Raw genomic sequence first — 12956 nt, 5'->3', positions numbered from 1 at the left:
GAGAGAACAGCCTTTCGTCCTTTGAGGATGAAGGGCTTTTTTTATTTGCCAATTGAAAAATCATGGAGGTATCCTGATATGTCAGAACAAGACAACAAGACAACCTTGGAAATGCCAACAACGTACGATCCAAAATCAGCAGAACAAAAATGGTACAAAACGTGGATGGAGAAGGGCTATTTCCGCGCTGGGCAACATCCAGAGGCAGAGCCTTTTACAATCGTTATTCCACCACCGAATGTTACAGGTATGTTGCATATTGGACATGCTCTTGACTTTACTTTGCAGGATATTATTATTCGCGCCAAGCGGATGCAGGGCTATGATGCCTTGTGGCTGCCAGGGGCAGACCATGCGGGTATTGCTACCCAAACAAAGGTAGAGCAAAAGCTGCGTGAAGAAGGCCTGACACGTTATGATTTGGGCCGCGAGAAGTTTTTGGAGAAAGTGTGGGAGTGGAAGGATCTTTACCTAGATAATATCCATAACCAATGGGAAAAGATGGGCTTTTCTCTCGATTATTCTCGTGAGCGTTTTACGCTGGATGAGGGACTGTCCCAAGCGGTACGCGAGGTATTCGTTAAACTGTACAAGAAGGGTCTGATTTATCGCGGTAAACGCATCATAAACTGGGACCCTGCTGCACGTACTGCATTATCGGACATTGAGGTGGAATACAAAGAGGTGAACGGAAATCTGTATCACCTGCAATATCCACTGAAAGACGGTAGCGGATTTATTACGGTAGCCACTACACGTCCTGAAACGATGCTGGGCGATACAGCTGTAGCTGTACACCCGGAAGATGAACGCTACAAGCAAATGATCGGCAAAACGCTTGTGCTCCCAATCATCGGACGGGAAATTCCGGTCATTGCGGATGATTATGTTGATAAAGATTTCGGTAGCGGCGCGGTTAAAATTACACCGGCTCACGACCCGAATGACTTTGAAATGGGACAACGTCACCAGCTGCCACAAATTACAGTGATGGACGAAACGGGAACGATGAATGCCGAAGCAGGCAAATATCAGGGCCTTGATCGTAGCGATTGCCGTAAGCAAATCGTCGCTGATCTGAAAGAGCAGGGCGTACTGATTCGTATTGAAGAGCACGTACATCAAGTAGGCCACAGCGAGCGTACAGGTGTAGTTGTAGAACCTTATCTGTCCACACAATGGTTTGTGGAAATGAAGCCTCTGGCAGCTAAAGCCATTGAAGTGCAGAAGGCTGGCAACGGGGTAAACTTTGTACCGGATCGCTTTGAACGTACTTATCTGCATTGGATTGAAAATGTGCGTGACTGGTGTATTTCCCGTCAATTATGGTGGGGACACCGTATTCCGGCTTGGTACGATGAGGATACCGGAGAAGTGATTGTATCGGCGGAGGACCCTACAACTTTGCCTGAGTATGCTGGCAGAAAGCTAAAACAGGATGAGGATGTGCTGGATACTTGGTTCAGCTCGGCTTTGTGGCCGTTTTCGACACTGGGCTGGCCTGAGCAGACAGAGGACCTCAAACGCTACTATCCGACTAATGTCTTGGTTACAGGCTATGACATTATTTATTTCTGGGTATCGCGTATGATTTTTACAGCACTCGAGTTTACGGAAGAGATTCCGTTCAAGGACGTACTTATGCACGGGTTGGTTCGTGATGCGGACGGTAGAAAAATGTCCAAATCCCTCGGCAACGGTGTTGATCCGCTCGACGTGATTGACCAATATGGTACCGATGCCATGCGTTATATGATTTCCACCAGTAGCACGCCTGGGCAAGACCTTCGTTTCCGCTGGGAGCGGGTGGAGCAGGCCCGCAACTTTGCCAATAAAATCTGGAATGCGTCACGCTTTGCGCTGATGAATCTGGAATGCGTCACTTCGGCAGATATAGACATTACTGGTGACCTGAGCACCGCTGATCGTTGGATTCTGCATCGTCTAAACGAAACTTCACGCGACATCACGCGTCTAATAGATGCTTATGAATTTGGCGAGACAGGCCGCCTTCTGTATAACTTTATTTGGGATGATTTGTGCGACTGGTACATTGAGTTTGCGAAGCTTTCCCTATATGGCGACAACGCAGATGCGAAAAAGAAAACGCAGTCCGTACTTGCATATGTATTGGACCGGACGCTGCGCATGATTCATCCGTTCATGCCGTTTATCTCTGAGGAAATATGGCAGCATCTTCCACATGAGGGAGAAACGATTACACTGGCCGCTTGGCCTGTTTATGATCCGGCTTTTGAGGATAAGGATGCAGTTGCAGAAATGAATTTGCTGATCGACGTAATTCGTGCTGTGCGCAATATCCGTGCTGAAGTCAATGTGCCGATGAGTAAAAAAATTGAGTTGCTCATAAAACCCGGCGATCAAGCCGTTCTCGATATCATTAACCGCAATGGGGAATATGTGCGTAGATTCTGTAATACGTCTGAATTCGACGCGGGATTAGAGTTCACCGTTCCAGATAAAGCGATGACATCTATAGTTAGCGGCGCAGAGTTGTACCTGCCGCTGGCCGGACTGCTTGATATTGCCCAGGAAATTAGCAGACTGGAAAAAGAACTTCAGCATTTGAACAGTGAAGTGGAGCGCGTGGAGAAAAAGTTATCTAACCAAGGCTTTGTGGCGAAGGCACCAGCTAAAGTCATCGAGGAAGAGAAGGCCAAGCAAGCCGATTACTCAGATAAGCGCGCTAAAGTTATCGCACGTATTGAAGAACTCAAGGGATAATTTCACTCACAATAAAATGACCTGAAGGTGAAGAGGATGTCAGATACGATCAGGGGCGGAGATACGGCTCCTTTACAAAGCTATGATGAGGCAGTGGAATGGATTAACGGCTTGATTCCGTTTGGTATCAGACCTGGACTGGAACGAATTGAACAACTAATGAGTAAATTGGGTGATCCGCAACGACATCTGAAATTTGTGCATATTGCGGGAACCAACGGTAAAGGCTCGACTTGTGCCTTTCTGACCTCTGTGCTACTTAAATGTGGGTACGATGTCGGGACTTTTACGTCTCCGTACATCACCCGATTTACGAACCGCTTTCAATTCAATGGGACCGATATTCCCGATGAAACGCTGGTTTTGCTTGCCAATTGCTTGTATCCGTTGGTGAAAGAAATCGCAGATAGTGAATTGGGATCACCTACAATGTTTGAGGTATCGACAGCGTTGGCTATTTTATACTATGCTACGGTATCTTTCCCAGATGTTGTGGTATGGGAGACAGGTCTTGGGGGAAGGATGGATGTAACTAATATCGTGAATCCAATCCTCTCGGTTATTACAAATGTCGGCTATGACCATACGGATATTTTGGGAGATACGCTCGAACAGATTGCAAGGGAAAAAGCCGGTATCATCAAACCGGGTGTACCTGTCGTCAGTTGTGTTTCCCAACCCGAGGCTATTCAGGTCATACGTGAAACGGCGACAAAGCAAGGAGCTACCTTGTACCTGGCAGGAGAACAATTTACGTATGAACGGCTAAACGGAGATGAAACAGCTCAAACCTTTTCATTCGCGGGGCCCTTCCGACATATGGAAATTGACATCACGTTGTTAGGCGAGCACCAATGTTCTAATGCGGCAGGAGCTATGATGGCACTTGAGGTCCTACGTCAGTATATGGCTTTTGTGTTGGATGATGCAGAACTGCTGGAGGGCTTTAGGCAAACTGCCTGGGCAGGGCGTCTCGAACAAGTCAGTACATCACCGAGAATTGTTCTTGACGGGGCTCATAATCCAGAAGGAGCACAGACGCTGGCCAAGAGTCTTCCTCAAGTGTATTCGTACAAAAAATTGGTTTTAATGATGGGGATGCTGTCAAACAAGCATCATGAAGCATACTTGCAGCATATACTGCCACTAGTGGATACGCTTATCCTGACCGAGCCCGATTTTCGGCGCAAAATGAATGCCGCTGAATTGGCTCATCTCGTGGAGAAGCTGCGGCCGTCTTATGCCAAAACGGATTTAAAAATAATTGTAGAAGGTGACTGGAAAAAGGCTCTTGGCCTGTTTCAATCACATACGGAAGCGGAAGATCTGGGGGTGGTGTCCGGCACGCTGTACCTTATTGCGGATGTACGGGCTACCCTTATGTATCAAACCGATTCGGAAAAAGGTTGGTGAAATTTGTTGATTACTTCGGAACATGTTCATTTTATCGGTATCGGCGGCTACGGGATGAGCGCGATTGCTCGAGTCATGCTGGAGATGGGTTATACCGTGACTGGCTCAGATGTGGCATCACAGGAGCTGACAGAAAAACTGGCGGCAAAAGGCGCAAAAATATATATTGGACACACGCCTGAGCATATTGCAGGCGCGGATATCGTCGTCTATTCAACAGCATTGTCACGTGACAATGTGGAGCGGGTGGCAGCGGAGGAATTGAATATTCCAACTCTGCACCGTTCGCAGATGCTGGCTCGCTTGCTTAACGAACGTAAGGGAATAGCTGTTGCGGGTGCGCACGGTAAAACGACAACCTCTTCCATGATCGCTCTGGTTATGGAGAGATGTAACGTTGATCCAACGTATATTATTGGCGGCGAAATCACGAATTTGGGGACGAATGCCAAAGCAGGTAAAAGCGAGTTTGTCGTTGCTGAGGCGGATGAGAGTGATGGTTCTTTCCTGCAATATCATCCTTGGCAAGGCATCGTAACCAATATTGAAGCAGATCATTTGGAAAATTACGATGGCGACTTTAATCGTCTGAAAAGTGCTTATGTACAGTTTTTGAGTCAAATTCGACCGGATGGAGCGGCTATTGTATGCGCAGATGATCAGAACATCCGGGAAATGCTGCCTCAACTCCAGACTCGGGTCATTACTTATGGAGTGGAGCATGAAGCGGATTATATGGCGACAGATATCCAATTAGGTGACCGTCGATTAAGCTTCACTATGAGCCGTAAGGGAACAGCACTCGGAACAATCGAACTATCAGTGCCGGGTAAACATAACATGTATAATGCGATGGCAACTGTAATTTCATGTTTGGAAGCAGGGATTCCATTCGATCAAATCGCTGCTACAATTGTGGAATTTCACGGAGCGAAGCGTCGGTTTCAAGTACTAGGTGAAAGCAATGACATACTGATTATTGATGACTATGCGCATCACCCAACAGAGATTGAGGCTACGATTAGCGCAGCGAGAGCGACTGGCAAGCGTATTATTGCTGTATTCCAGCCGCAACGCTATAGCCGCACCTTTTTCCTGCTCGATGCGTTCAGCCGCGCGTTTAGCGAGGCTAGTGAAGTCATCATTACCGATATTTATTCACCAGCGGGAGAAAAACAGATTGAAGGCGTGCATTCTTCCAAGCTCGTGGATTTAATCGTCCAAAACAGCAATGCTAATGCAATCTATTTGCCGACCAAAGAAGCTGTGATCGAGGAGTTGAAAGATCGATTACAGCCGGGTGATCTTGTGCTGACGATGGGAGCAGGAGATATCTGGAAAGCAGGTGACGCGTTAGCGCGCCATCTTCGCGGACAGCAAGTGTAAACCGTATAAAAATGAGCTGTTGCACCAATGAATTACAAAAAAAGGGTATTCCGAACACGACTGTGTTTCGGGATACCCTTTTTTGTAATGCTGGGGCATATATTCTTAGCTTAACTCATACAACAGACTATGAGGAAGTATGGGACAAGGAGGAAGTGCATCCATGAACAAGACCAAGATGACATTCCGGTTCGACCAACAGTTGCCGGAGACAAGCCGGGAGGATAAGCTACAGGTGCTTCCGTACAAAAACGAGTCGATTACGAACGAACAGCGTGAAACTGATAACCCGCATAAAGGAACGGAACGGAACAGAGGAATGGAGAAAAATACTGCAACTACACAAGAATCAAAGATCAATGAGCCTGAGGATCGGAATAAACGCATTTCAAGTCGGCGTTTTGCTCCGACATTAAGAGTACAAGAGGGATGGGATGACCCCTTTGGTCGTTCGGCGGCTTCCTGGTCAGATGCGGAAGTTCTACCGGATAGCCTGGAAGAGGATGAGGAAGCTTATCATTCTGGCCAAGAGTACAGAAGACGTCCGCCCAACCCTTCTAGATGGAAACTGGTTGGCTCTGTAGCCAGCGCACTGGTGACCGGAGGCATGTTTGGATATATTATGTTGTTACTGTTTAACGGAGGAGGCATGGTTCCGGGATCAGATCCTTCAGTAGAGGAGGCTGTACCGGTCTTTAAAGAATCTGTTGGTGTGGATGCAATATCTGCAAAAGAGAATTCTGTCCCTGTCACTGTCATAGAGGCTCAGGTACCACCTCAAACCTACTATTTGTTGCAATATGGGGTTTTCAGCACCCCAGAACGGGCCTTACAAGCAAAAGAAGAACTATTAAAGGCAGGTATTGCAGCAGGAGGGGATACCGAGGACCAAAACCGGGTATATGCAGGAATATCACCGGATAGGGAGCAAGCCAAGTTGCTCAGCAATCAGTTGAAAACACAAGGAGTCGAATTGTATGTTCGTGAGCTTGAATTGCCTGGATTTGAAAAAGCGGCTTACGGAGGCGAAGGTGATAAACTCACTAGCTTTTTTCAGTTAAGTAGCTCATTGGTGGGTAAGTTGAGCGGACTTTCCTCAAACTTGCTCGGAGAAGGAGGTCCGAATACGGTGCCAGCCTCCGACATGAAGGAGCTGAACGACCTGCATCAGCAGTGGACACAAAATATCACTGTACTTCCCAGTGCTCTTCCGAAGGAAGCGGTTGCCTCCGCAACCTCACTTGAAAAGGCGATGAACAGCGCGATCTCTGCACTTGGGGAATATAATAAGAATACAGCCAAGGAACACATTTGGGAGATTCAGTCCTCCATGATGGAATATGTTTTGCGTGAGAGGGAATTTATCCAATTCATAAAACAATAGGCTAACCATATTTTCCGGCAAGGAACTGGAAATAGTTCCCCATGCCGGATTTCTGTTTGTATTGCAGTACAAATCACCGTATAATAATGAAGGTGTCAAAAAATGGCGAGGGAAGATCAGGATGAAAAAAAATGTAGGAATGCTTATACTGTTTTTATTGCTCGGTTGGCTCTTGGGTGCATGGATTGCCAAAGCCCTTCAATCGATCAAATTCCTTTCTTTTCTGACCCACCCCACTAGGATATCTTGGTCGCCGAGAGCGGACCTGGATATTATCAGCTACAACATAACAATAAATTTTGAATTGAGCCTGCTTAGTCTGATCGGCATCATTGCCGCGTTCTGGCTGTACCGCAGGCTCTAACTGATGAAAAGGAGCTTCCCTTATGGACGGGAAAATTACGCCCCGCATTATTTTGGCATCGACTTCACCAAGAAGGAAGGAATTGCTCGCATTTTTGAGACTCCCCTTTGAGGTGGTGCCAAGTCATGCGGATGAGAGCACGCCTGAGAGCTGGACGCCTCAGCAAATCGTGGAGACCCTTGCGGCACGCAAAGCCCAAGCGGTCGTGAACACCGTCACTCAGTCGAAGGAAGCCGGACTGGTGATTGGCAGTGATACCATTGTCGTGCTGGATGGTTCGGTATTGGGCAAGCCAGCCGACCATGCGGACGCAGTTCGCATGCTGACTGCATTGCAGGGAAGGACACACCGCGTGTACACCGGGGTAGCCTGCATACATACCGGAACCGGCGAAGTGCTTGTCAGACATCGCCAAACGGAGGTTACAATGAAGCCTCTGAGTCAAGAGCAAATTGTGGCATACGTGAATACTGGTGAACCGTCTGACAAGGCAGGAGCGTATGGCATTCAAGGCATGGGTGCTACGCTGGTGGAATCTATTCAGGGTTGTTATTTTAACGTCGTAGGATTGCCGCTTTCCTTGCTGTCGGACATGCTGTCCGATTTTGGAGTGAATGTGTTGCGTCCATAAAGGGGATAAACATATGCTGGAGTCGCCAATACTGATGCTTCGCGACCTCCCCCATGAAGAACGACCAAGAGAGCGCATGATGACATATGGGGCGGATGCCTTAAGCAACGCGGAGTTGCTGGCAATATTGCTGCGTACAGGAACGCAAAATGAGTCTTCGGTGCATTTAGCGCAGCGTATTTTGCAGCAGGCAGGAAATTTGCGTCAACTGGTGGATATGAGCTTGAGCGAGTTGACCCAGATTAAGGGTATTGGGGATGCTAAAGCGATACAGCTAAAAGCGAGTATCGAACTGGGGCGTCGATTAGCTTTGTCTCGCCATTTGGAGACCCCGGTGATTAGTTGCCCGCGGGATGTGGCAGATCTGTTGTTTGAGCAGCTTCGTTATTTGCAGAAAGAGCATTTTGTATGCTTGTTCCTTAACACTAAAAATCATGTCATTGCTCAGGAAACACTATCTATGGGTAGCCTGAATTCTGCCATCGTGCATCCACGTGAAGTATTTCGGGCAGCAATCAAATGCAGCAGTGCTTCAATAATTTGCGCTCATAACCATCCGAGCGGTGATCCGAAGCCAAGCCCCGAAGATGTCCAGTTGACTCGCCGCCTGATGGAAGCGGGCAACATCGTGGGTATCGACGTGCTTGATCATATAGTGATCGGGGACGGGACCTTTGTAAGTTTGAAGGAACAAGGTCTGATATAATATAATATTTAAATCAAACATTTAAACACGACCGGATAATCCGGCCTGAATAAACCGCTTATACATTGGATAACAGATTTCAGGGAAGAGAAAAGGAGATTACATCATGCTGGGTGGCTTTACAAAAGATTTGGGAATAGATTTGGGGACGGCAAACACGCTTGTATACGTAAGAGGTAAAGGAATTGTGGTTCGTGAACCATCTGTAGTCGCTTTGCGTACAGATACAAAAACCATTGAGGCTGTTGGTGAATCTGCGAAAAAAATGATCGGTCGCACACCGGGAAATATCCGTGCGATTCGTCCGATGAAGGACGGTGTCATTGCTGATTTTGATACGACAGCAACGATGATCAAATATTTTATCCGTCAGGCGCAAGCCCAACGCTCTTTGTTTCCACGCCATCCGAACGTGATGGTTTGTGTGCCTTCGGGCATTACTGCGGTGGAGCAGCGTGCTGTTGAAGATGCGACGAAGCAAGCAGGCGCAAGAGAGGCATATACGATAGAGGAGCCGTTTGCAGCAGCAATTGGCGCTGATCTTCCTGTATGGGAGCCTACAGGCAGTATGGTTGTCGATATCGGTGGAGGTACAACCGAGGTGGCAGTCATTTCCCTGGGTGGGATTGTAACAAGCCGCTCCGTGCGTGTCGCTGGCGATGAAATGGACGAGTCCATCATCCAATACGTGAAGCGCCAATACAATCTGATGATTGGTGAACGGACTTCAGAGCAACTGAAAATGGAAGTGGGTTCAGCTATGCCATTAGAGCAAGTGGAAACCTCGGAAATCCGCGGACGTGATCTGGTAACAGGTTTGCCGAAGACGATCACGATTACTTCTGATGAAATTAGTGAAGCATTATCGGATACAGTCAATGCAATCGTGGATGCGGTTAAAGTAACACTGGAAAAATGCCCTCCCGAATTGGCAGCGGATATCATGGATAGAGGTATTGTACTTACTGGCGGTGGAGCACTTCTACGTAACCTGGACAAGCTGTTGGCAGGTGAAACCGGAATGCCGGTGATCGTAGCAGAAAATCCTCTAGATTGTGTGGCAATCGGTACAGGCAGAGCGTTGGAAAATATTCATTTGTTCAAATCGCGCAGCAGTTCTGCCGTCCGTTCCAAACGTTGAATCGGGGGTGTAGGAACTGTTTAAGCTGTTTGGCAATAAAAGACTATTTGTTCTATTGATAGGAATCGTTCTGTTTATTGCCCTTATGGGGATTACACTTGGACAGAGGAATTCCTTAACCTGGCCCGAGAAGTTCGCCAGAGATTCGATTGGCTTTGTGCAAGGTATCTTTTACAGGCCCGCTTCTGCAATAGCGGGCTTCTTTGAAGATATTGGGAATATGCGCAGTATCTACGAAGAAAATGAACGGTTAAAAATTGCTGTGGCAAAGCTGACTCGTGACCAAATTCAGACCCATAATTATGTTGAAACAAATGCCAGACTGCAGAATGAACTGAAGTTCACCCAAACGCAAAAGGCGAAAAATAATTATGATTATCGTGTTGCTCAAGTGAACAGCGTCAGCAATGATTCCAAAACGCTTGTGATCGATATTGGTGAGAAGGACGGAGCGAAGGTTGGTCAGGAAGTCAGTTCGCTTGAAGGATTTGTCGGAGTCATTAGTCAAACGGGGAATTTTACGTCCACCGTTACCCTATTGACTACATTGGATCCTAAAAATCCGAATTCTTATGCTATTGCAGCGACAGTCTTGGGCAAGGAAAATCAATCGTTTGGTATGATTGAAAGCTATGATCCGGGTACGAACAGATTTCAAATGACTCGCATTGAGGAAAAAGATCCAATCGCAAAGGGTGATCAGATTATTACATCTGGCGCAGGTGGTAAATTCCGCAAAAACCTAATGGTTGGAACGGTAGAGAAGATTCAGGTTGGGGAGTTTGGCAAAACACGGACAGCGATTATTAAACCGGCAGCCAGCTTTGTGGATTGGAAAGAACTGCTCATCCTCTACACTCCTGAGGTACCGGAATAATGAAGATGCGCGGTCAGGTTCTAATACTGCTGCTGTTTGTACTGTTTATAGCTGAAGGGACGATTCTTCCATGGCTTCTTCCGGATAGTTGGCATTCAAGAATGGTTCCGAATTTTGTGTATGTCGTGATCTTGTTTGTGTCTGTGTATTACAGCCGTCATACAGCATTGGTGCTAGGTATTGTTTTTGGACTTATTCATGATGTAGTGTTCTATGGGTTTATCATTGGGCCTTATTCTTTTGCAATGGGGTTGTCTGCATACTTATTGGGGCTTGTTTTTACAGCTCGACGTGCGCAGATGCCCATTATGATGGCAGCCGTGTTGATTGGTAGTTTCCTCTTGGATTCTATGCTTTTTGCCATTGACCAGCTGTTCCAGCTGAATCATCAGACTTTCAATTGGGCACTTGCTCAGTATATAATTCCTGATTTATTTATCCATTTTCTGTTCGCCCTCATCATTTATGTCCCAGTTCGCAAGCAGTTGCAGCGTTTGGGTACCCGTGTGAAAAAGGAAGAGGCTGTCTAGGTCTTTTTACACACATTTTGTCCGGGTTAGCAGGGATTTGACGTCCCGGGGACGAAATGATTGAGATAGGAGGGACAGGCTAATGGCAGTGAAATCGAATCATGTCACGATTAAAGGCATCAAAGATGGCCTGGTATTCCTGCTGGACGATCAATGCGAGTTTGAGAATTTGCTGGGTGAGCTGCGTTTTAAGCTGGAGCACAGTCATCAAAATATTTTAACAGGCCCGATCATTCATGTGGATATTAAGCTGGGAAGCCGAGAAGTGACAGAGGAACAGAAGGAAAGTATTCTGGAGATTTTGAAGCAAAAGGGGAATCTGCTCATCAGGTCTGTAGAATCACCTGGACTGCCTGTGGAAGTGCAGGGAAAGCCTCCTATTCATACGGTGACAGGGATTATCCGATCTGGTCAAGTGCTTCATCACAATGGGAACCTACTCTTTTTGGGAGATGTAAACCCGGGTGGAATTATAACATGTACTGGTGATATTTATGTCCTCGGCGCTCTGCGAGGCATGGCGCATGCAGGGATGGAGGGAAATAGTGAAGCGATTATAGCGGCTTCCTATTTTGCACCGACACAGTTGCGAATTTCCGATATGATCAGCCGTCCACCAGACGAATGGGAGACACGTGAATCCGGTATGGAATTTGCGTATCTCAAGGATGGCGCTATGCAAATAGATAAAATGAGCAATATTGTGCGTCTGGGCCGCGATTTTAACGTGTTCAAAGGGGTGTAGCACATGGGAGAGGCTATCGTCGTCACTTCAGGAAAAGGCGGCGTCGGCAAAACGACGACGTCAGCCAATATAGGAACAGCGCTTGCACTGCTCGGCAAAAAGGTATGTTTGGTGGATACGGATATCGGTTTGCGTAATCTAGACGTTGTGATGGGTCTGGAAAACCGAATTATTTACGACCTTGTTGATGTAGCGGAAGGTCGTTGCCGTTTAAATCAGGCACTGGTTAAGGACAAGCGTTTTGAGGAGCTGTATATGCTGCCAGCCGCTCAAACCAAGGACAAGAGTGCTGTTACGCCGGAGCAGGTTAAGGATATTATTTTGGAGCTTAAAAAGGATTTTGAATATATATTGATCGATTGCCCTGCGGGTATTGAACAAGGCTTTAAAAATGCCATTGCTGGGGCGGATCAGGCTATTGTTGTGACTACTCCGGAAAATGCAGCCGTACGCGATGCAGACCGGGTAATTGGTTTACTGGAAAGCTCACATGTGATATCACCCAAGTTGGTGGTTAACCGCATTCGCAATAGCATGGTTAAATCCGGAGATATGTTGGATATTGATGGGATTTTACAAGTGCTTAGCATAGACCTTATTGGGATTGTGCCGGATGATGAAATGGTAATTAAAGCAGCTAATACAGGGGAGCCTACCGTTATGAATCCAGATTCACAGGCCGCGATTGCTTACCGTAACATTGCGAGACGGATTTTGGGCGATACAGTGCCCCTCATGCAGCTAGACCAGAAGAAAAGCGTGATGACACGTTTTAAGAAGTTTTTTGGTATGGGTGGATGAGGAAAACCGGAAGTTATGGCTGGTAAATTGCTTCCACGCTTCCTAAGTGATTTTCTATTGGTTCTAAGGTAGGAGCTGTAGTAGTATTCATTTGTAATACTAGACACTTAAATAAGTAATAATCTTATTTAAGTGTTTTTGGTTTGTCTTTTTAAATTCCTATAATACGGCTTCTCAAAATTTAGGGTCACTACATAAATATTATAAATACAAAACAAATCCGGTGCGCTAGC

At 46.7% G+C, this 12956-nt stretch carries 12 protein-coding genes and 1 other annotated feature (1 of these 13 running past the window's edge); all 12 genes read left to right on the top strand.

The genetic code is table 11. From position 1 onward, the window contains the following. Positions 1-25: a binding site (T-box leader), on the top strand (it extends 260 nt beyond the left edge of the window). Between the two features lie 53 nt (positions 26-78). The 12 genes from NSQ57_RS18850 (at position 79) to minD (ending at position 12723) form a co-directional block, all read left to right on the top strand. Next, positions 79-2745 carry a valine--tRNA ligase gene (locus tag NSQ57_RS18850; RefSeq protein WP_340932987.1) on the top strand — a complete coding sequence of 889 codons (2667 nt, stop codon included), beginning with the start codon at positions 79-81 and terminating at the stop codon, positions 2743-2745. 36 nt (positions 2746-2781) lie between these two features. Beyond that, on the top strand, positions 2782-4158 hold the full coding sequence (locus tag NSQ57_RS18845) for a folylpolyglutamate synthase/dihydrofolate synthase family protein (protein ID WP_342425153.1): 1377 nt from the start codon (positions 2782-2784) through the stop codon (positions 4156-4158). Between the two features lie 6 nt (positions 4159-4164). Next, positions 4165-5544, top strand: coding sequence for a UDP-N-acetylmuramate--L-alanine ligase (gene murC, locus NSQ57_RS18840; protein ID WP_013311605.1), 1380 nt, complete (start codon positions 4165-4167; stop codon positions 5542-5544). Between the two features lie 163 nt (positions 5545-5707). Further along, entirely contained in the window at positions 5708-6928 is a 1221-nt protein-coding gene (locus NSQ57_RS18835) for an SPOR domain-containing protein (protein WP_340956574.1), read from the top strand. Positions 6929-7049: 121 nt separating this feature from the next. Then, the gene (locus NSQ57_RS18830) at positions 7050-7292 is read left to right on the top strand and encodes a DUF4321 domain-containing protein (RefSeq protein WP_023989955.1); all 243 of its coding nucleotides are present in this window, start codon (positions 7050-7052) and stop codon (positions 7290-7292) included. A gap of 22 nt (positions 7293-7314) precedes the next feature. Beyond that, the gene (locus NSQ57_RS18825) at positions 7315-7923 is read left to right on the top strand and encodes a Maf family protein (protein WP_039272577.1); all 609 of its coding nucleotides are present in this window, start codon (positions 7315-7317) and stop codon (positions 7921-7923) included. A 13-nt stretch (positions 7924-7936) separates the two neighbouring features. After that, positions 7937-8629: a DNA repair protein RadC gene (gene radC / locus NSQ57_RS18820; protein WP_342425152.1), complete on the top strand. Its 693-nt coding sequence runs from the start codon at positions 7937-7939 to the stop codon at positions 8627-8629. A gap of 106 nt (positions 8630-8735) precedes the next feature. Then, positions 8736-9770: a rod shape-determining protein gene (locus NSQ57_RS18815; RefSeq protein ID WP_013311600.1), complete on the top strand. Its 1035-nt coding sequence runs from the start codon at positions 8736-8738 to the stop codon at positions 9768-9770. A gap of 55 nt (positions 9771-9825) precedes the next feature. Beyond that, positions 9826-10647, top strand: a complete 822-nt coding sequence (gene mreC, locus NSQ57_RS18810; RefSeq protein ID WP_029518420.1) for a rod shape-determining protein MreC — start codon at positions 9826-9828, stop codon at positions 10645-10647. Further along, positions 10647-11177 (top strand): rod shape-determining protein MreD, encoded by a 531-nt coding sequence (gene mreD, locus NSQ57_RS18805; RefSeq protein ID WP_029518421.1) that lies wholly within the window; start codon positions 10647-10649, stop codon positions 11175-11177. The genes mreC and mreD overlap by 1 nt, the downstream gene beginning before the upstream one ends. A gap of 82 nt (positions 11178-11259) precedes the next feature. Beyond that, positions 11260-11922, top strand: a complete 663-nt coding sequence (minC, locus tag NSQ57_RS18800; RefSeq protein ID WP_165148804.1) for a septum site-determining protein MinC — start codon at positions 11260-11262, stop codon at positions 11920-11922. A 3-nt stretch (positions 11923-11925) separates the two neighbouring features. Then, positions 11926-12723: a septum site-determining protein MinD gene (minD, locus tag NSQ57_RS18795; protein ID WP_013311596.1), complete on the top strand. Its 798-nt coding sequence runs from the start codon at positions 11926-11928 to the stop codon at positions 12721-12723. Positions 12724-12956 lie beyond the last annotated feature (233 nt).

Origin of the sequence: Paenibacillus sp. FSL L8-0502, from assembly GCF_038593055.1 — a bacterium.
Taxonomy (GTDB): Bacteria; Bacillota; Bacilli; order Paenibacillales; family Paenibacillaceae; genus Paenibacillus; species Paenibacillus polymyxa_D.
This window is presented reverse-complemented; position numbering and strand designations above follow the sequence as displayed.

Bases quoted from the DNA above. Each gene is read 5' to 3' on its own strand.
- minD (WP_013311596.1), top strand. From the start codon at position 11,926: ATGGGAGAGGCTATCGTCGTCACTTCAGGAAAAGGCGGCGTCGGCAAA.
- NSQ57_RS18825 (WP_039272577.1), top strand. From the start codon at position 7,315: ATGGACGGGAAAATTACGCCCCGCATTATTTTGGCATCGACTTCACCA.
- mreD (WP_029518421.1), top strand. From the start codon at position 10,647: ATGAAGATGCGCGGTCAGGTTCTAATACTGCTGCTGTTTGTACTGTTT.
- NSQ57_RS18845 (WP_342425153.1), top strand. From the start codon at position 2,782: ATGTCAGATACGATCAGGGGCGGAGATACGGCTCCTTTACAAAGCTAT.
- minC (WP_165148804.1), top strand. From the start codon at position 11,260: ATGGCAGTGAAATCGAATCATGTCACGATTAAAGGCATCAAAGATGGC.
- NSQ57_RS18850 (WP_340932987.1), top strand. From the start codon at position 79: ATGTCAGAACAAGACAACAAGACAACCTTGGAAATGCCAACAACGTAC.
- radC (WP_342425152.1), top strand. From the start codon at position 7,937: ATGCTGGAGTCGCCAATACTGATGCTTCGCGACCTCCCCCATGAAGAA.
- NSQ57_RS18835 (WP_340956574.1), top strand. From the start codon at position 5,708: ATGAACAAGACCAAGATGACATTCCGGTTCGACCAACAGTTGCCGGAG.
- NSQ57_RS18815 (WP_013311600.1), top strand. From the start codon at position 8,736: ATGCTGGGTGGCTTTACAAAAGATTTGGGAATAGATTTGGGGACGGCA.
- NSQ57_RS18830 (WP_023989955.1), top strand. From the start codon at position 7,050: ATGAAAAAAAATGTAGGAATGCTTATACTGTTTTTATTGCTCGGTTGG.